General features: G+C 42.8%; 13 protein-coding genes. 7 read left to right on the top strand and 6 right to left on the bottom strand.

Annotated elements, in window-relative coordinates; translation table 11 throughout:
* Positions 1–350 precede the first annotated feature (350 nt).
* A complete protein-coding gene (locus F0251_RS23595; RefSeq protein WP_061032331.1) occupies positions 351–1,526 on the top strand; it encodes an MFS transporter in 1,176 nt (391 codons plus the stop codon).
* Positions 1,527–1,773: 247 nt separating this feature from the next.
* On the opposite strand, the gene F0251_RS23590 is transcribed toward F0251_RS23595, so the two are convergent.
* From F0251_RS23590 to F0251_RS23580, 3 genes are all read right to left on the bottom strand, one after another.
* Entirely contained in the window at positions 1,774–4,530 is a 2,757-nt protein-coding gene (locus tag F0251_RS23590; RefSeq protein ID WP_171731943.1) for an immune inhibitor A domain-containing protein, read from the bottom strand.
* Between the two features lie 37 nt (positions 4,531–4,567).
* Positions 4,568–4,867 (bottom strand): hypothetical protein, encoded by a 300-nt coding sequence (locus tag F0251_RS23585; protein ID WP_061032333.1) that lies wholly within the window; start codon positions 4,865–4,867, stop codon positions 4,568–4,570.
* A 537-nt stretch (positions 4,868–5,404) separates the two neighbouring features.
* Positions 5,405–6,370, bottom strand: coding sequence for a hypothetical protein (locus F0251_RS23580; protein WP_171731942.1), 966 nt, complete (start codon positions 6,368–6,370; stop codon positions 5,405–5,407).
* A 153-nt stretch (positions 6,371–6,523) separates the two neighbouring features.
* On the opposite strand from F0251_RS23580, the gene F0251_RS23575 reads away from it, so the two are divergent.
* The 3 genes from F0251_RS23575 to F0251_RS23565 all read left to right on the top strand — a co-directional run bounded on the left by F0251_RS23575 (position 6,524) and on the right by F0251_RS23565 (position 9,541).
* Positions 6,524–6,991, top strand: coding sequence for an Lrp/AsnC family transcriptional regulator (locus F0251_RS23575; RefSeq protein ID WP_008216282.1), 468 nt, complete (start codon positions 6,524–6,526; stop codon positions 6,989–6,991).
* A gap of 166 nt (positions 6,992–7,157) precedes the next feature.
* Complete coding sequence (locus tag F0251_RS23570; protein ID WP_171731941.1) at positions 7,158–8,720, top strand: PAS domain-containing methyl-accepting chemotaxis protein; 1,563 nt, start codon at positions 7,158–7,160, stop codon at positions 8,718–8,720.
* Positions 8,721–8,992: 272 nt separating this feature from the next.
* Positions 8,993–9,541, top strand: a complete 549-nt coding sequence (locus F0251_RS23565; protein ID WP_345775988.1) for a hypothetical protein — start codon at positions 8,993–8,995, stop codon at positions 9,539–9,541.
* 93 nt (positions 9,542–9,634) lie between these two features.
* Here the strand turns inward: F0251_RS23565 and tkt are convergent, their stop codons facing one another.
* Both tkt and tal read right to left on the bottom strand, forming a co-directional pair.
* Positions 9,635–11,626 carry a transketolase gene (gene tkt, locus F0251_RS23560; protein ID WP_171731939.1) on the bottom strand — a complete coding sequence of 664 codons (1,992 nt, stop codon included), beginning with the start codon at positions 11,624–11,626 and terminating at the stop codon, positions 9,635–9,637.
* A 78-nt stretch (positions 11,627–11,704) separates the two neighbouring features.
* Complete coding sequence (tal, locus tag F0251_RS23555) at positions 11,705–12,655, bottom strand: transaldolase (RefSeq protein WP_032552749.1); 951 nt, start codon at positions 12,653–12,655, stop codon at positions 11,705–11,707.
* A 458-nt stretch (positions 12,656–13,113) separates the two neighbouring features.
* On the opposite strand from tal, the gene F0251_RS23550 reads away from it, so the two are divergent.
* The 3 genes from F0251_RS23550 (at position 13,114) to F0251_RS23540 (ending at position 18,831) form a co-directional block, all read left to right on the top strand.
* Positions 13,114–14,106, top strand: a complete 993-nt coding sequence (locus F0251_RS23550; RefSeq protein ID WP_008216278.1) for a sugar-binding transcriptional regulator — start codon at positions 13,114–13,116, stop codon at positions 14,104–14,106.
* Between the two features lie 254 nt (positions 14,107–14,360).
* Positions 14,361–17,378, top strand: a complete 3,018-nt coding sequence (locus tag F0251_RS23545; protein WP_171731938.1) for a M6 family metalloprotease domain-containing protein — start codon at positions 14,361–14,363, stop codon at positions 17,376–17,378.
* A 568-nt stretch (positions 17,379–17,946) separates the two neighbouring features.
* Positions 17,947–18,831, top strand: coding sequence for a LysR family transcriptional regulator (locus F0251_RS23540; protein ID WP_116871393.1), 885 nt, complete (start codon positions 17,947–17,949; stop codon positions 18,829–18,831).
* Here the strand turns inward: F0251_RS23540 and F0251_RS23535 are convergent.
* A partial coding sequence (locus tag F0251_RS23535; RefSeq protein ID WP_253821657.1) for a prepilin peptidase occupies positions 18,832–19,313 on the bottom strand: 482 nt, incomplete at its 5' end.

Genomic DNA, 19,313 nt, shown 5'->3' with positions numbered 1-19,313 from the left:
GTTTGCTGGTCATTTCTACTGCGTTATCGGCTTCTCATGTAGGCTAGCTACACATCAAAGCCTCTGCCTTGTATAAATACCCAGCAACTCGCTGCAAAAATCAGATCGAAAGATCAACACGCCCTAATGGATAACAGAAAATTATTATTATCTCCGTTAATGATAAATGCAAATACAGAATGAATTGAAAATATAGAAAGCGACGCATTCGATATCGTTGAAGATCCAAAAGGAGATGGCTTTAAAGCAATACATTGGTAGCAGGTGAGTTTCATTTTTTGTAACAAAGTGTTGAGACTTTGTTGGTTATTTGGTCTAGTGATCAGCCGCGCTCATATTTAGGAACGAAGATGAATAGAAATGTTTGGCTGCTGTCACTGTGTCAGGCCTTATTAATGACAGGGAATATCTTACTGATTTCCGTGATTGGTTTGATAGGAAAACAGATTGCGCCCAGTGCCAGTATGATTACCTTACCAGTTGCGTTGCAGTTTTTGGGTTTGATGGCTGCAACCATTCCCGCTTCTTTGATTTCAGGTAAGTTAGGCCGTAAGCGAGGCTTTAGTATCGGTAATCTCGTCGGTATAACGGGGGCTAGCCTAGCAACTTACGCGCTATCACAACAAAACTTCTATCTGTTCTGCTTCGCCACCTTCTTACTCGGCATAGGTATTGGTTTTGGAACGCTTTATCGCTTCGCGGCTATTGAAGTGTGTGATGAAAATGCACGACACCGCGCAATCTCGATTTCAATGGCTGGTGGTGTCCTTGCGGCGGTACTCGGGCCGAACTTAGCGATTATGTCTCAGCAATGGTCGCAAGATGGTCTGTACATTGGAGCATTCGCTTCATTGATTGGCTTAAACATTTTAGCACTCGTTATCTTACAGACCATTCAATTCCCTAAAGTGTCGTTTAGTCACCAAGCGCCGAAGTCGGATTCTTTGAGTGCAATTGTAAAGGCGCCTAATTTCGTCGGAGCTGTATTTGCAGCGATGGTCGCCTATGCGGTGATGAATATTCTAATGACTGCAACACCACTAGCGATGATTGGCTGTGGTTTCGACTTTACCAAAGCGGCTGGTGTGATTGAGTGGCACGTGTTGGGTATGTTTGTCCCTGCCTTCTTTACTGGGTCACTCATCGAGAAGTTTGGTTCAAGAATGATGATCTTGGCAGGTGGGATACTGTTTGTGTTTTGTATTGCTATCAACATCCATGGTGAGTCGATTTGGCATTTCAGAGCGGCTTTGGTTTTACTCGGGGTAGGCTGGAACTTTATGTTCATCGCGGCAACCGGTTTGTTCAGTCAATCTTATCAACCGCAGAACAAAGCGAAGGCTCAAGCGTTTAATGAGTTTATTGTCTTTGGCTGTGTGACAGTAACGGCGTTGCTTTCTGGTTGGTTAGAGTCGACAGCGGGCTGGCAAAACCTCAATATCTACGTATTGCCATTTGTGTTAGCCGTTATCATATTGTTTGCATTTAGCGCACGTAAATCTCGCATTCAAAATCAACCTGTATGATGAGTTATCGCTTGTTTGGAGATATTAACTTCTTCATTTGAACAGAGCGTTAGGCTAGCTTTTCCGAAGCACAGACCAATAAAAAGCCCTACCGATGACGGTAGGGCTTTTGCTTACGGCTTAAATAATAACGTTTTCTTAAAACTGCTGTCCTGACTCATGCCAAAGACAGCAGTACTTAAGTTGGTTTATCAGTACGCACGTTATTGTCTACGTACTTATTTCAATGATTTGAGCTAGAAGCGACTTATAGGTTGACCATAATGGTCTTAGTCGTGATTCCGCCTTGGTCATCGATGATTTTTAGCTTCACTTCATGCTTTCCGTATGAAGGGAAGATAGAAGTGAATGTACGACCTCGTTTCACTTTTCCATTTGGTAATGTCCACTCTGTATCGACAATTCGCCCATCACTGTCTGAGCTTGTTGACCACATAGTGACCCAACGACCTAAGTGAATGTACTTCGCACTTGCTTGAGGAAGCGCGTTTGGAACCTCAACATTAACGATTGAGCTAAACGATGCGTTAGCACCTTTGTCGTCGACTACCGTAAGGCTGACTGTGTATTCGCCGGCTTCTTGGTAAGTCCATGTTGGCGCGATTTCACTGCTTGTTGCGCCGTTGCCGAAGTCCCATAGGTAGCTGATGATTTCGCCATCTTGATCCGAACTGAAGTTGCGAGCTGAGACGTTCAACCCATCTGTATTGAGTTCGAAGTTCGCTGTTGGCGCGATGTTGTGTTGGCTTACTTTCGACAGACGTACTACACCGTATTCGTTGACATCGCTTTGGTTAACAATGTCTACCACCAAGCCAAACTTAGTCAAAATACGACCCGAATCAGGAGCTTGTGGTGATGTGTAATCTTGGTCATCAGAGAAGCTCGCTGTACCCACTAGGCTTGTGTCCTGAAGCACATCGTTGTCACTGTTCACAAGACGCATAGGAGTATGATCTTTCAGTGAAAACGCGGCATCACGGACTTGGTAACGTGTTTGAGCGACTTTTCCTGAGTTTTGCCAAATCATGGCATTTTGGTCTGCATCGACCACACCTAACCAGCCTTCTCCTGGATGCTTGCCTACCCAGTTATCAGTGAGCGACTCATCGACATACCAAATGATCAGACCTGGATCGAACGACATGAGCTGGCCCATGCGCTTGATATTAGCCAAGCCTTCATCCACGTCCATATGACTGCGCCATTGCAGTAGGTAGTAGTGTTGAGCTTGATGGAAACCATTGTTCAATTTGAAGCCATTAAGCGCAAAGCTAGAGTTATCTTCGCCGTCATCTAGCGCAACTGTGTCACCGTCAACGATAAGGCTCAGGTTGTCTAAGTAGAAACCTTCCATGGCTAAGCCGCCATCGGTGATGTACTCGAACGAAAGCTCGACTTCTTGTCCAGCCCATTGAGAAACATCAAATTCAGCATCAATCCACCCGTCAGACTCACCACCTACCGCAGGCACTAGGCCGGTGTTGTAGGGGTCATCCATAGAGGTGATGTTGCCTGCGATGGCTTGCCCGTTCACAAGGACACGAGCAAAGTCATAGTCTTTTTCGATTTGGTACCAAGTTTTGAAGGTAAGCATTGCAGAATCGCCCGCCGGGATTTTCAGCTTACGGGTCATGCTATTTTTCAGGTCGTCGCCTTTTTGAGAGTGGAATGAGTACTCACCCTCGAACGGTTTCAAACCTTCGATTTGTTTCTCTGGAAGGTCGACCTTAATCATGTTCGGACGGGAGTTATCTGTCGTTTGGAACAAGGTGTAAATTTGTGGATTGTCTTCCAGGTCATCAATTGAGATTTGGTCATCATTAATCCAACGACCACCAATAGACTTCTGTAGGAAGTGTTTTGCCCAAGAACTGAATGCGGTTGGTTGAGTACCGCCAATTTGACCAGCCCAGCTGCCAGAAGACATTATAGACCAATAAGAGACTGGTTCACCCTTGCCCGTGTATTGCGTGTCGTACTCATCTGGAAGACCTAAATCATGGCCATATTCGTGAGCACAAACACCGGCTGCTGCGTCAATCGGTTGAATCGTGTAATCAAACGCCGCGTACTGGCCATTAAAGCGGTCTGGAAGCGAGCTCGAGGTGCCTTCTAGCACATGTGTGCGTCCAAGGTTGAATCGGTGAGACCAGATTGCATTAGGACCTAACACGCCACCACCGGCTTCTTCACCTACAGAAGCATGGAACACCATTAGGTGATCAATTACTCCGTCTGGCTCACGGAAGTCTCCGTCACCATCGTAATCGTAGCGATCCTCAATATCGTAATCAGCGAGGTTGATGCTAGGGTCTTGAGCTAACTGGTTGAGGGCTTCGCGAACGAGCTCTTGAGCATTTAGATCGTTATCTGTAGTCGGGGAGTTACCACCGTAGAAAGATGCTGGCTTAGAAGCTCGATACCAACCTGCGGCCTGACCTGCCACACTGTAACTGTCGCCTGACTCGCTCTGATAATACTGGCGCATCGAGATTAAGTTTTCACCATTTGGTCCGGTATAGCCCGAATCAGAAAACAGTAACTCTTGGTAGTGTTCTGAGTTGTAGCTCTCGTAGAGCATTTGCGTGTGCTCTTTAGTGAGCTTGTTATCGTCCCAGTTTAGATCAGGGAAGTCGACAAGCAGCGCGAGCACTTTGTCTGTGCGCTTGGTACCCATTTCCAGTGCGAAAACACTCGCTTTTTTGACGCCGGACTCTTTTTCGATGGCTTTTAGAATCTTTGCTCTCAGCTCCATGGCTTTCTTGCCAAATTGCGCATCACCTTTAAAACCCGAATTGATTTTATTTTTTAGGTAACGATCAAGGGCGCTGTGTCTTTCTTGATCGCTAGCGTTTTCATCAACTAAGCCTTGTCTTACTAGCATTTCAATTAGCTTATCTTCATTAACAACACCTAAATCAATAGGTGTTTTAGCATAACTGTTGACGCTAAATAGAGTAATCATTGCTGAAGCCAGCAACGTCTTTCTCATTATCTTCATTACATTTCCTTTTTATATTTCCATGTCGATATTAATATCAACTTCCTTCACCGGTGTTATTCACCGATATTGGTCTAATGCACTCTTTTGGTGCTTTATTTACCTGACGTTGGTTTTCTATATCTTTATTTAAATCGAGATTAGGCTGATGGTTCTTATTTGCTTTGGCATTGAGATAGATACGCAAAGCTTCTTGGTTTTCCTCATAATTTAAGCCTGGACAGATAATGCCCTGTTCAATCAATGACTTCAGCAATGGTTCATCATTCTCTATAGTGTAAGCCTGTGACAGTGAGGATAAGGACAGAACCATTAAAGCCATTGTTTTATGAGACATTGTTATAATTAGCCATTTGTTTCGATTATGTAACAAAATATATTTATAAAATTAACCAATCAAACTGTAAATTTTTACAAGTTATTGTCTATCCTATTTTCAACATTAAGAGTTAATATCAAATACCCTCAGGTAATTATCTTATTGTCAGTTATTTATTGAATTTTGGTGAATTTATAGTTGATGGTTTTAATAGTAAGTATCAGTGTAGATAATATGGTTATTGTCTCTCATGTTAATAGAGGTAAGGCTTTAGATAGTAATAAAAATACCGTTATACTTTGTGTTGATATAAGAATAATGAATTTTATTGTCAGCCCAATGATGGATTATTCGTGTTTAAATTATTTTCACTCGAATTATCACGATTTCTTCGATTGAGGAGAGGTGAAAGCGCTTGTGGGCGCAATGTTACGCAAATTTTTGGGTTGGAGCGGTTGGTGGTAGTGGCGAACAAGTTGGGTAGTGAAAAAGCTGATGATTAAAGAGCCTGTGTGCCGGCTCTTTTACTAAAAGGTTTAAGGTGAGTTTTCGCTGTTATGATTTGGATACGTCGCGATAAAAGTAACGCTCACAAATCGTTGGTTTGACACGTTTAATAGCGTGCGAAATTAAAGCGACGATGAGAACTGAGAATACGATTCTTCCCCAGAATATGGTGTAAAAATCAGCCCCGATCAGTAAGATCAACAAGGTGTCTTCAATCAAACTGTGGAGCAGATTGAGTAGCATAATGGCGGTAAACACGTCTCTTGCGGCTATATGTCCTTTCTTTGCTTCGTTGATCAATAGACCTCCTCCGAACGAAAGGCCGAGCGTGATCCCTATGATGGTTAGATTGGTCGCATCTTTGCTGATGCCTAGTAGTCTTAAAAATGGTCGTAGCAGCAGAGCCATTAACTTCTCGATGCCAAGAACCTTTAAAACTTTAAGTAACAGTAGCAGTGCTGAAATCACCATGAATATCACTGCAAAGTTTTTGAGTTGTTCGATAGCCCAACCGATGTAACTGTTATCTGACGATACTTCTGGCTGCCATAAGACGGTTGCTGGATAGTTGAGTAAATCTCCGTATTGATAGCTGAGATTCAGTAGCCATGCCAATACCAAGCTGCCGCCGACTCTGACTGATAAGGTGGCAAGCCAACTTACCCCTGCTTTTTTCGCGATTGCGCCTTCGATTGGTAGCGAATGAGCGAGCAGCATCATGCTGCCTAACACAGAAGCTTGAGCAACCGTTAAAGAAACATCGGAGTTGATGAGAATAATTAAGCCAGCGTATATATTGGTGAGGATGGTAGTAGCCCACACTAGGCCCATCTCTTTTGGTAACCCAACGCTTTCCATTATTGGGCTTAACCATTCACTCAGAATCACTATGCCGCCAAGCTCTTCTACGACTTTTATGACGATGATAATTGGAATCATGATCCGAAAAAGCGTTGAGGTAACATCGAAAATCTCTTTTAAGAGTTCTTTAAAAAATTGATAAGTGGATTTCATTGATACGTCCATGTTGCGACTGTTTGATTTAAGAAGATCTTATCGTGATTGCTGTGATCGTGATTTCTAAATCTCGTTATAAATTCGGCTATAATTTTTTAGTTACCTTTAATTGAGAAATTATTAGTCAATAAATAATGGATTTGAGAAATTATGGAAATCGACCGCATAGATAGAAGCATTCTTATCCAACTTCAAAAGAATAATCGTATTCCCAATTTAGCATTGGCCGAGCTTGTTGGTTTGTCACCGCCTGCCTGTTTAAAGCGTGTAAAACGTTTGAGAGAGGAGGGAGTGATCGTGGGCGATGTATCTATTATTAACCCTGAGCTTGCTGGTCATAAGATGACTTTGGTCGTGTCTGTCGAAATGGAGCGAGATAGAGGCGATATTTATCAAATTTTTCGCCATTCTATCTCGAAGGCTACAGAAGTTACGCAGTGTTATCAGATCTCAGGCAGTTATGACTTTATGCTTATCGTGACTGTTAAAGATATCCAAGCCTACGAAGACTTTGTTGAGCGAGTGCTACGCAAAGATCTCAATATTCGTAAGTTCCACACCTCTGTATCAATGAGAACGGTGAAGTTTAGTACTGAATTGAATTTAGAAGAGGCGTAACCGAGACTAGGACGTTTAGTACAAAATTGCAGCTATGTGAGGTAACTAGCTTAAATTCGTGTAAATAGCAGGCATTTACGCAAAATGTGACGTTCACATTTTGTCATAACTTTAATAATTGTATATATTCCTCGCCTAAAATAATAATTAACCAAAGTTAATAATAATGACTGTCAGCTCATCTTCTCTATCTCGTGAAACGTTACTCAGCGAACACGAACAACTCGTATCCACGACGGACCTCAAAGGCGTGATTACTTACAGTAATGATGCTTTTTGTCGTATCGCAGAATACAGCCAGCAAGAGTTACTAGGGCAACACCACAATATCGTTAGGCATGGCGATATGCCTAAAGCGGCGTTTGCCGATATGTGGTTAAACCTTAAGCAAGGCAAAGCGTGGCGGGGTATCGTAAAAAACAAAACCAAATCGGGTGGATACTATTGGGTCGATGCTTATGTGACGCCAATTTACGATAATGGGAAGGTGAGTGGTTACCAATCGGTACGTGTGAAGCCTAAAAACGAATGGGTACAAGTTGCCGATAAAGCATACCAAGGTTTATTGAAGGCTGAGAAATCTGGTCGCCAATGGTCATTACAGATCAGTGATAGTGTTCGTTATGCTGTGTTGCTGGGCTCTCTGGCTGCACCGCTGATTTCAAACCTTGTCGAAGTAGGGCAAGTGTCCCAATGGCTTCTGAGTTTACTACCTGTCTCTGCTCTTGCGCTGTTGTTCCGCCAAGAACTCATCGACACACCTTTACAGCTGAAAAAACTGCAATCAAAGTTCGATAGCGTGAGCCGCCTAGTTTATTCAGGGAACAGTAAGTTTTCTGTGGCTGATTTTCACTTAAAACTTCTGTCTGCTCGTATACGCACTGTATTAGGTCGAATGACTGACTCAGCGAAACCATTGCAAGATTTGGCTGACAATCTTAATGCTACGTCGTTTGAAGTGTCTGAAGCGTTAGATCAACAAACCAAAGACATTCTGCAAGTACGTGAGGCAACCGAAGAGGTTGAATTAACCGCGAATGAAGTTTCGTCTCGTACAGAAGAAGCGCATCAGATTGTCGATGTGACTCTAGAGACTTGTGCTGGCGCTAAAGAGAGCATTAACCAAACTCATCGCAACCTTGAAAATTTAGCTTCACAAGCTGAAAAAGCGACACAAACGACTTACCAACTGAGCGATCAAGCGCAAAGTGTCAGTAAGATAATGGAAGAGATTGGTGGCATTGCGGAGCAAACCAACCTGCTGGCGCTCAACGCAGCAATAGAAGCGGCGAGAGCGGGTGAGCAAGGTCGAGGCTTTGCCGTAGTGGCTGATGAAGTACGTGCGCTGTCTGGGCGTACTTCGAACGCGACAGTACAAATCAAAGAGAGCATCGAAACCATGCTCACTACCATTGAAGGTTGGCAGAAAGACATACTGGCGAACAGAGAGCAGACCGATGCGTGCGGTGATGTGGCTAAGGTGAGCGCAGAGCGTATATCTGAAGTTGAAAACTTGATGCAATCTATGAACGAGTTGATGCAGTCGGTAGAAAACTCAGCCCATAAGCAACGCACACTGTCGAGTGAGGTGAATCTTCACATGCAATCTATCGCGTCGACAGCAGAGCAGAATTTAGTTGCTACTCACTCAGTGAAGGATCATTCGACTGAGCTTAAAGAACAAGTAAACGAGTTCTATCAGTTAGCTAAACGTTTTGAAGAAAAGTAGCGACCTTAAATAACTTTATGAAAAAATAAAAGAAAGCCTTGCATGATGTGCAGGGCTTTTTTGTAGGTGAAGTGAAGGTTAGAAAAGCTTTGAAACAAAAATAAAACATCGTTCAATTGAGGTTAAGTTACACTTCATATATTCCAATCAAAAGACAGAGCATCAGCATGCGCCCCCTTATTGTTACCACCATTTGCTTAAGTTTTATTAGTGTTCCTTGTATAGCCTCTAAAGGATCAAATTATCTCTATACGGGATATCAGAATACGAGGGTGAGCGACGATGGTTTTCAAGATTACTTTGATGGTGCTTACAATAACTCGGGGAGTAAGCAGCTTTACGGTGGCTATGTCGGCGGTAACTATGCCTTAAAGGATACTTTTTTCGTCGGTTTCGACTCTTCTGTGACCACACGCTCTTCGACGACACTGTCTGATTTGTCTGTTCAGTTGGGCTGGTATCATCCTATTACTTCGCAGGTTGAGCTTTACGCTTCTGGTGGGGTGAATTGGGTTAGGCCGCAGAGGCGTTCTTCGTGCCGAAATGACACTATCCATGGACCGTGTGATAGAGAAACCACCAAAAACTACGATGAGGGCTTTATCGGTGAGGCTGGGGCGATTGTTTCGATTAATGAGCGTTGGTCGTTGCAACCATTTTATAGCTATTCTGACACGCATAAGCATGGCTTAAACAACTTTGGGATTGTGAGCTCGGTTGACGTTCTTTCTTGGCTCGCGGTCGATGCTGGGTATGAACACACGTATAGTAAAAACCTAAACCAGAATACACTTCGTTTGGGGGCAAGGTTTACGTTTTAACGGTGAAAGGCGAGATACAAAAAAGCCCTACATGAAAATGTAGGGCTTTTGGTATGCATCAACCTATTTCAAGGCGAGACAATTGAATCAAGATTAAGCTAGAAGCTCTTTCGCTGTGTTTACTACGTTTTCAGTAGTGAAACCGAACATCTTGAATAGCTCACCTGCTGGTGCAGATTCGCCGAACGTTGTCATACCGATGATCTTGCCACCGAAGCCAACGTACTTGTACCAGAAGTCAGCGATGCCAGCTTCTACCGCGATACGCGCTGTTACGTCAGAAGGAAGTACAGATTCACGGTACTCAGCGTCTTGCTTGTCGAATGCGTCAGTTGCAGGCATAGATACTACACGTACCTTCTTACCTTCAGCTGTCAGTTCAACCGCAGCGTTAACCGCTAGTTCAACTTCAGAACCTGTCGCGATAAGGATTAGCTCTGGCTTACCTTCACAATCTTTCAGGATGTAACCACCCTTCGCGATGTTCGCTACTTGCTCTTCGCTACGCTCTTGCTGTGCAAGGTTTTGACGAGAGAAGATTAGAGACGTTGGGCCGTCTTTACGTTCGATAGCCAGTTTCCAAGCGACTGCAGACTCAACTTGGTCACATGGACGCCATGTGCTCATGTTTGGAGTTAGACGTAGAGAAGCGATTTGCTCAACTGGTTGGTGAGTTGGACCATCTTCGCCAAGACCAATAGAGTCGTGCGTGTAAACCTGGATGTTCTGAACTTTCATCAGAGCAGCCATACGCATTGCGTTACGAGCGTATTCCATGAACATTAGGAACGTTGCGCCGTATGGCACGAAGCCACCGTGCAGAGCGATACCGTTCATGATCGCAGTCATACCGAATTCACGTACACCGTAGTGGATGTAGTTACCCGCTGGATCTTCTGCAGAAACAGACTTAGAACCAGACCACATAGTTAGGTTAGAAGGTGCAAGGTCAGCAGAGCCGCCTAGGAATTCAGGTAGCATAGCGCCGAACGCTTCTAGTGCGTTTTGAGACGCTTTACGTGATGCGATGTTTGCTGGGTTAGCTTGAAGGTCAGCAATGATTTGGTTTGCTTTCTCTTCCCACTGTGCAGGAAGCTCACCGTTTACGCGGCGTTTGAATTCAGCTGCCAGCTCAGGGTGTGCTGCTTCATAAGCTGCAAGTTTCTCGTTCCACGCTGCTTCCTTAGCTGCGCCTGCTTCTTTCGCATCCCATTCTGCGTAAACTTCCGACGGAATTTCAAAAGGACCGTGCTCCCAACCAAGTTCTTTACGTGTAGCTGCAATTTCTTCAGCGCCTAGTGGTGCACCGTGACAGTCGTGTGAACCAGATTTGTTTGGAGAACCAAAACCGATGATAGTCTTAGTACAAATTAGAGTAGGGCGTGGGTCCGCTTTAGCAGCTTCAATTGCTGCGTTGATTGCTTCAGCGTTGTGGCCATCTACTGCTGGAATTACGTGCCAGCCGTAAGCTTCAAAACGCTTAGGCGTATCATCAGAGAACCAACCTTCCACTTCACCATCGATAGAGATGCCGTTGTCATCCCAGAAAGCGATAAGCTTACCAAGACCTAGCGTACCTGCTAGAGAACATGCTTCGTGAGAGATACCTTCCATCAGACAGCCGTCACCCATGAATGCATAAGTGAAGTGGTCAACGATGTCGTGGCCTTCTTTGTTGAATTGTGCAGCTAGAGTTTTCTCAGCAAGCGCCATACCAACAGCATTAGTGATACCTTGGCCTAGTGGACCCGTTGTCGTTTCGATACCCGGTGCGTAACCGTACTCTGGGTGACCTGGAGTCTTAGAGTGCAGTTGACGGAAGTTCTTAAGGTCTTCGATTGATAGCTCGTAGCCTGCTAGGTGAAGCAGAGAGTAAATCAGCATAGAGCCGTGGCCGTTTGAAAGAACGAAACGGTCGCGGTCAGCCCACTCTGGGTTTGACGGGTTGTGGTTTAGGTGATCACGCCAAAGAACTTCAGCGATGTCAGCCATACCCATAGGTGCGCCTGGGTGGCCAGAGTTTGCTTGTTGTACGCCGTCCATGCTTAGAGCACGAATAGCATTAGCTAAATGTTTACGGTCCATAATAACTACCAGTGTTTAAATATTGGATTGGAAATTGAAAGGGGAACGCAAACGTTCCCCTTTTTTAATTCTGTGTGATTACAGCTTAGCTGCGATCATGTCTTCTAGTTTGCCCTGGTCAACTGCGAAGTTGCGGATACCTTCTGCAACTTTCTCAACGGCCATTGCGTCTAGGTTGTGCTCCCATAAGAACTCAGCGTGAGTCATTGGAGCTGGGCGCTCTTTAGAGCCTTTAGAGTCAACTAGCTTCTCTACAACTTCACCTTCAGCAGCTTCTAGTTCAGCTAGAAGAGCAGGAGCGATGGTTAGACGGTCACAACCAGCAAGTTCTAGGATCTCGCCGATGTTACGGAAGCTTGCGCCCATAACAACCGTGTTGTAGCCGTGCTCTTTGTAGTAGTTGTAGATATCAGTTACTGAGATTACGCCTGGATCTTCAGATGCTTCGAAGTCGCGACCTTCTTTCGCTTTGTACCAGTCCATGATACGACCAACGAATGGAGAGATAAGGAATACGCCAGCTTCAGCACATGCACGAGCTTGTGCGAAAGAGAATAGAAGCGTTAGGTTACAGTTGATGCCTTCTTTCTCTAGGATTTCAGCAGCGCGGATACCTTCCCAAGTTGAAGCTAGTTTGATTAGGATGCGATCGTTAGTGATGCCAGCGTCGTTGTACATTTTTACAAGCTGACGTGCTTTAGCAACGCTGCCTTCTGTATCGTAAGAAAGACGAGCATCTACTTCAGTAGAGATACGGCCAGGGATTGTTTTTAGGATTTCTTTACCGATGTTTACTGCAAGCATGTCACAAGTGTCTTGAACTTGTTGAGCTTTATCAGCGCTTTGCGCTTTAGCGTATTCGATTGAAGCATCGATAAGTGGCGCATACTCTTCGATTTGAGCCGCTTTAAGAATCAGAGAAGGGTTAGTTGTTGCGTCTTCTGGCTGGTACTTTTTGATTGCATCAATTTCACCAGTGTCTGCTACTACTGTCGTTAGTTTACGAAGTTGCTCTAATTTGTTGCTCATTTTGATCATCCTATCTATCGCATTACATCTCGTGAGAAGAGAGATGTGGGCATTTGCAAGCTAACTAATGAAGTTCTCAGTGGAGTTTCCAGTGAGCCAAACTTACATTAATTTAAATTTTTCTTCGAACGAACATTTGCACAGAACATTTGATCGCTCGATGAGTAAATGATGTAGCCATATTTATCCGATCTAGCACCAAAGTCAACGATAAATAGTGCGGTATGGTGACTTCAGTCAAATATATTTCGCTCTAGTAATCATGGGCTATGCAAGCAAACGTTTAATACGCGGAGTGAGGCGAATTAATCAACAATAAAACCATGGCTATCACGTTGAGCAAATGTTCCTTGTTGTTACATATGTTCAAGGTGTAAACTTGTGTATCACTTGCTTAGCCATCGAACATTTGTTCTTCAAGCAGGTAAAATAATTGTTAAATATAGGTTGAGTGGTATATGAGTAAGAATATCCAAGATGTTTCCGAAGAAAACACTGATCTCCTGACTGAAGTCGCGGTTGCTTATTATCAGGACGGTGCCACCCAAGAAGAGATCTCGAAAAAGTTTTCTATCTCTCGTGCAAAGGTTGGTCGTATGCTCAAGCAAGCCCGTGATGAAGGTATTGTTGAGATAACCGTTAAGTACCACCCAGTGTTCAGCGCTAAAATCGAGCAACGCTTAATTGAACGTTTTGGTGTTAAGCGTGCACTTGTCGCTCTGGATCAGCCGAATGAAGAGCAACAACGACTTCAGGTCGCAGGCTTAGTGTCTAACTACCTAACCAGTACACTAAAAAACGGCATGGTGGTAACAGTAGGCCAAGGTCGTAACGTGTCTTCTGTTGCTCACCATACTGGTGTCATTACCCCTCGTGATTGTAAGTTCGTGTGTGGCATAGGCGGCATTCACCCTAGAGGCGGTATGTTCAATGCTGACCACATCTGTCGACAGCTAGCGAAAAAGTACGGTGGTTCGTCTGAAACTTTGTATGCGCCTGCTTATGCAGAGAATAAAGCGCAAAAAACCGCCTTTATGGAAAACAGCACAGTAAAGCAAACACTCGATCTCGCTCGAAAGGCAGATGTTGCTTTAGTGGGTATCGGAGACATGAGCGAAAATAGTTACATGGTTGACCTAGGTTGGTTTACCGCAGGCGAAGTGGTTCAATCTCGTTTATTACAGGGCGTTGTTGGTGACTTTGCTGGCTATGACTTTTTTGACGTTCACGGTAAAGCGGCAAACACCGTTATGAGTGACCGAGTCATCGGCTTAGGGTTAGAAGAGTTTCGCCCAATCGCTGAGGTGATTGCGATAGCTGCCGAGAACAGTAAGCCGCTCGCGTTGTTAGGTGCTCTAAGAACTGGCGTGGTTGATGTAATAGCAACCAGCGTAAGTAATGCACTAACCGTACTGAACTTAGATGAGCAGATGACATTAATTGATAAATAAATTATTTATTGTTGTTCTTCCTTTTTAATGCGCTTTTATTCTGATTAAAAATGGGTGGGTTATTTATCCTACCCATTTAACTATATTATTTATATTGCTATAAATTAAATTTATATAAGATTAGGTATAATTATTATTTATAGGTTTAGTTAGAAACTTAATTGGTTTACGTAAATCCCCATTGATAAAGTCGCGTTGCATTTAACGCATCAATTATCTCTTATTGAGAAAGAATTATTAATGGGATTATCCTAATGAGGACAAAACTAATTTGTACCTTCATAACAGCGTTATTAGCTGTTAGCACAGTACAAGCAAGTACTTTACCTGCACCAATTTGGCATACGATAACTTTTGTTGACGGCAGTTCTAAAGAACTGCGGTTAATGGGCTCTCAGCATATGTTTTGGTATCAAGACCAAACAGGTAGCCTCTATATCCAAGACTCTGACAGTCAATGGTATTTTGCTAGATATGAAAAGAATGAAGAAGAGCAAGGCAGAATAGTTTCCACTGGAGTTCTAGCTTCGAGTGAGACAGATGTACCTTCTGAATCTAATGTTAAGCATATAAAAATAGAGCCAACATACTTCAATGAGCTAATTCAATCACCCGCGGCTAACAACAAGAGGTTTAATTATATAAGGAACCAAAGTTCGCATGAAAGCCGAGCTTTAAATAATAAAACCATAGAGCAGCCATTATTAGTGGTACAGGTTAGCTTTTCAAACGAAAAAGTGGACCATGACTTTCAGTCGACGATATTTGGAGCCAATCAACAAAGCGTCCAAGATTACTTTCTAAAAAATAGCTACGGTAACTATAAAGTTGTTCCAGCGAAAGAGGGGGAAGGAACAAAGAATGACGGTGTCATTAATGTCACTCTAGATATTGAACACCCAAACTGCCACTCCAAATCAGAGCGTAATTGCCAAACTAAACTCAATAATGTGTTTGAAAAAGCGTATGAAGCCTTAGACGTGGATTTCAATCTTGCTCAATACGACTCGAACAATGACGGCAGCATCTCGCCTCAAGAACTCTCCGTTATGTTCGTCTTTTCGGGTAATGATAAATCTAGCGGTACACGAAAGACTCCAACGATTTGGCCTCATAAGTACGCTCACAGTACCGTCGAGATTGATGGAAAGCGAATCAGCGCTTATTGCTTGTTTGCTGATTATCAAGACGACCATCAGTCAACCATGGGAGTAATAGCACACGAACTTGGGCATTTAATGTTGGGTTTGCCGGATCTTTACTCATATAAACATGACGGCTCAATTGGACATTGGGGGTTGATGGGAGGCGGAAGCTGGGCAAGAAAGCCTAGCGACGAGTACGCAGGTCAGACTCCAGTAAACATGCTGGCATGGAGTAAAGAGGCGTCAGGTTTTCTTAAGCCAACCGTTCTTTCGGAGAATGGCCAGGTCCAAATTGACACTATTAAGGGAGAAAGTGTGATTCACCTTGACCCATACTTAAAGCAGTTTGGGCCTCGAGCTTATATAGAGAACCGACGCAAAACCGATTATGACCAAGCACTTCGTGGCGAAGGCTTGCTCATTACGGCGGTAAATATAGATAACCAGTTCAATAGTGATGGGCCGATGCAGGTTCAGATATTTCAGGCTGATGGCGATGGGCAACTCGAGAGTGGGTTTTCATCCGGCGACTCGGGCGATATTTTCCCCGGCAGAGAGACAGTGACGAATCTCTCTGATGATTCTGAACCATCTTTGACTGACATTACTGCGGGAAGAAGTACCGATGTAACTATCTCAAATATTAGTAGTGATGCTGATAAGGCAACATTTTCGTTAGCTATTCCCAATGCGACCACTAAGTCGTCTTGGGTCACGTCATTTGGCCGAACTTATCCACGTTATAGTACAAATACAAACGTACTTGGGTTCGCCATTGACGTTGTTGAGGGGCGTGAGGATATCGTAGGGCTGCACTTCTACGCTAAGGCGACGAGTGTTGCTATGCCGATGTTTTATCGCCTGGTTGAATACCCGTTTCAATCAAGGTTTGGTAATGCCGTGATTAATGAAGCTGCTGGCCGTCTATTACATCGAGGTGTTGCGCAGCAAGGTGGTGGGCAGATTATTTTTGATGAGCCTGTAAAGCTTGGACTTGGATCCAAGTTACTGGTGTTAGAAATTGAAAACGGGACACCTGAATATTCAACACAGTTTTTAGATGCTTACTTGGGTGACGGACAGAGGAAAACGCAATTCTTAGGCGCAATATCTGAGTATAAAACTCGAGGTTTGAGCCGTGGCTTCGGCCAAAACTTCCCTTTTGCGGTACTTTTTGAACAACCAAGCCAATCCAAGCCTATTGTGGTAGATGACTCTGTCGTTACGGAAGAAGACAGTCCGTTTATGCTCAACTTATTGGCCAATGACCTCAACTTGCCTAGATCTCACCCGTATTCAATTGAGATAGGTCGTAAGCCAGCTAAAGGTGTTATCAGAGGTATTACATATTTCCCCTCGAACAACCAGTTTGGACGAGATAGTTTTACTTATCGTCTTGTTGATGGTGGTGGATACCAAAGTGACTACGCGACTGTTGAGGTTGAAATTACGCCGGTTAATGATGTTCCCCAATTTAAGCTCAATAAGATTCAGGTTGGTGCTGTAGCTGGTGAGAAAGTGGTATTCGAAGTAACGACGATTACGGATGTTGATTCAGCTGAACATCAGGTCACTTGGACTCAGACAGAAGGTGCTAGATTAGTATTGAGTGGTACACAATCGAAAACATTGACTATACATGTACCAGACGGAGCGTTGGAAGGTGAAAAGTATCGATTGAGTGTTAAGGTTGCGGACCCCGTAGGTGGATATGCCGAACAGTCGGTCACAATTGATGTGCGAAGAAAGAAGGCATTGTTGTTGGAAACGAAATCTCTACAAGTCAAATATGGTGATGAAGTCCAATTGTTTCCAAATATTAATGGTGAGGTGAAAGCATTAAATATTCTTGAAGCCCCGCGTAATGGGGTAGCTAATATAATCGATGCTCAGATTGTTTATAATGCGCCTGCAGAGCGCAGGCTGGCTTTATATGACAATATTAAATATAAGGTTTTATTGTCCGGTGGTGATGAGTGGGTTGGTTCTTTTGATATAGAAGTTTTGCCTAATGTTTCCAACGAATCAGAGGTGACATTGAATCAAGGAGAATCGTCAGGAGGCAGCTCTTCATTGTCTATTCTTTTTATACTTTGTTTACTCTCTAGATTACGAACGAAACGCTGAAATAAAACCATAAAATAATTATGCATATACGAAAGGGCTATAGTTATCAGCCCTTTTTTTTGCGCCTGACTTAACCTCATTTCAGAGTAAAAACAGCGTATTTTGTCGCATTTTCTGGAATTAAGTAATATTAATAGGTGTTTAGTTTCATTTGATGGCAATCTAGATCACAAATTTGAACAATCATTCTCTTGAGTGATTTTTGACCTGAAGTCTTATAAATGTCGACTTTTTGCATAAATTTCAAAGCTTTTGTCGCGCTTTAAGGTGGTGACTGCATACGTTTTGGTTATAATTGTGTTGATTGTCATTTGTCTGGAGGAGGTGTTCTGTAAGGGGCCTGGTGGACAAATGACAAATAAAATATGTTGTTTGTAAAAGCACATAAGGACTTGTGAATCAGTTGTTGTTGCAAAAAGATATCTGTATTTATTGAGATGCATATAAACATTATTTATGACTTTATAAATAATGTTTTTTTGTATCTCAATGGCACTATTGTTACTTTTACGCTGATTTTTAATAAGAATAATTAATAAAAGAACGCAACATCGGGGTAGTTTGCACCATGAAAAACGTCAACAGGTCTATCGACGTAAAATATTTAAGAACATTTTCACACGTTGCTAAGCACAAAAGTTTTACAGCTGCTGCTGAGTCTTTGTTTATGACACAGCCTGCTGTATCCCAGCACATTAAAAAGATCGAGAGTACAATAGGGGCAAGTATTTTTGACCGAAAAGAAGGATTTTTACTGACTAAACATGGAAAAGTATTACTGGATTATGCTGACCAAACCATGTCCATGTATGAAAGGTTATTTGAAGACCTAGAAAAAGTTGAACTACGAGATCAATTTAACATAGCGATCGCTGAGTCGTTTTGTTTCGATATGGTCAATCGAGTCATTAATGAATTTCGGATGCTGAACAACATCGACTTGTCCATAAACAGTTTTACTAAGTCTTCTTCGTTGGACCTGTCGCGTTATGACTTAATATTCACTATGGATAGAATTTCACAAGGAAACGGAAAATCTTATCAATTAAAAACGGTAAACTATGTGATCGCACATTCAAATTCACTTGACCCTTATGAGTGCTATCCACAGAGAGTTGTTTTCTGTAGCTCTTTGTCTAAGTCATATGTTCAAGAATTACTTAACAATTATAATATTGATTCGTCTCACGTAACGAGTTGGGTTAAAACAAGTTCATGCCAGTTGCTTAAAAATGAACTCGAGACCAATGGGACGGTTTTAATATTTCCTGAGTGGTCGGTATGTGATGAAAAGTGTAAGACAATCCCGTTACGTCAGAAAGTTAATATGTATGTCTGGTGCAGTGATGAAATTTCACAAGAACTAGAAACTTTAGGGATAAAAGATAAAATACAGCAAATTTTTCAGATTAGTGATATTTCCGAATCAGGAATAAAGCATAATATTATGTGACTAATTTGATAGTGTTGAAATTGTGCTGAAAATAAAACAACTTAAAGTAATGGGTATCCCATAAGGGATACCTTTTTTGTAGCTATTGAAACGCTTTATCTTACCGATTATATACATTATTAAAACTAACCCCCCTCCCATAAAACCTATAGAAATCAAGGTTGCAATGACTAAATCAGGTTGAATCCCAACGACCAATGCTGTCAGTAACTTAACATCGCCAGCACCGATTACCTTGAGGTACCAAAGTAAAACTCCAACAACGAAACACACAATAGAGATCGGCAGGGATGAAGCCAAATAACCGTTTGATAAGGCTACAACCAGGTTAACTACCAATGCAATTTTATTTAAGTTGTTTGGTATTTTCCTGTGTTTCCAATCAAAAATGCATACACAAGAAAATATTGAGAGATTTAGAGCGATTAAAAATGAGTAATTGATTATTTCTATATTCATAAATAAAGGGTATCTATGATTAT

Source organism: Vibrio sp. 070316B, assembly GCF_013114115.1.
Taxonomy (GTDB): domain Bacteria; phylum Pseudomonadota; class Gammaproteobacteria; order Enterobacterales; family Vibrionaceae; genus Vibrio; species Vibrio chagasii_B.
Note: the sequence above shows the minus strand (reverse complement) of the source record. Positions and strands in the feature narration are given on the sequence as shown.

Excerpts from the sequence above, each read along its gene's own strand:
- F0251_RS23595 (WP_061032331.1), top strand. The coding sequence starts at position 351 with ATGAATAGAAATGTTTGGCTGCTGTCACTGTGTCAGGCCTTATTAATG.
- F0251_RS23590 (WP_171731943.1), bottom strand. The coding sequence starts at position 4,530 with ATGAAGATAATGAGAAAGACGTTGCTGGCTTCAGCAATGATTACTCTA.
- F0251_RS23585 (WP_061032333.1), bottom strand. The coding sequence starts at position 4,867 with ATGTCTCATAAAACAATGGCTTTAATGGTTCTGTCCTTATCCTCACTG.
- F0251_RS23580 (WP_171731942.1), bottom strand. The coding sequence starts at position 6,370 with ATGAAATCCACTTATCAATTTTTTAAAGAACTCTTAAAAGAGATTTTC.
- F0251_RS23575 (WP_008216282.1), top strand. The coding sequence starts at position 6,524 with ATGGAAATCGACCGCATAGATAGAAGCATTCTTATCCAACTTCAAAAG.
- F0251_RS23570 (WP_171731941.1), top strand. The coding sequence starts at position 7,158 with ATGACTGTCAGCTCATCTTCTCTATCTCGTGAAACGTTACTCAGCGAA.
- tkt (WP_171731939.1), bottom strand. The coding sequence starts at position 11,626 with ATGGACCGTAAACATTTAGCTAATGCTATTCGTGCTCTAAGCATGGAC.
- tal (WP_032552749.1), bottom strand. The coding sequence starts at position 12,655 with ATGAGCAACAAATTAGAGCAACTTCGTAAACTAACGACAGTAGTAGCA.
- F0251_RS23550 (WP_008216278.1), top strand. The coding sequence starts at position 13,114 with ATGAGTAAGAATATCCAAGATGTTTCCGAAGAAAACACTGATCTCCTG.
- F0251_RS23545 (WP_171731938.1), top strand. The coding sequence starts at position 14,361 with ATGAGGACAAAACTAATTTGTACCTTCATAACAGCGTTATTAGCTGTT.
- F0251_RS23540 (WP_116871393.1), top strand. The coding sequence starts at position 17,947 with ATGAAAAACGTCAACAGGTCTATCGACGTAAAATATTTAAGAACATTT.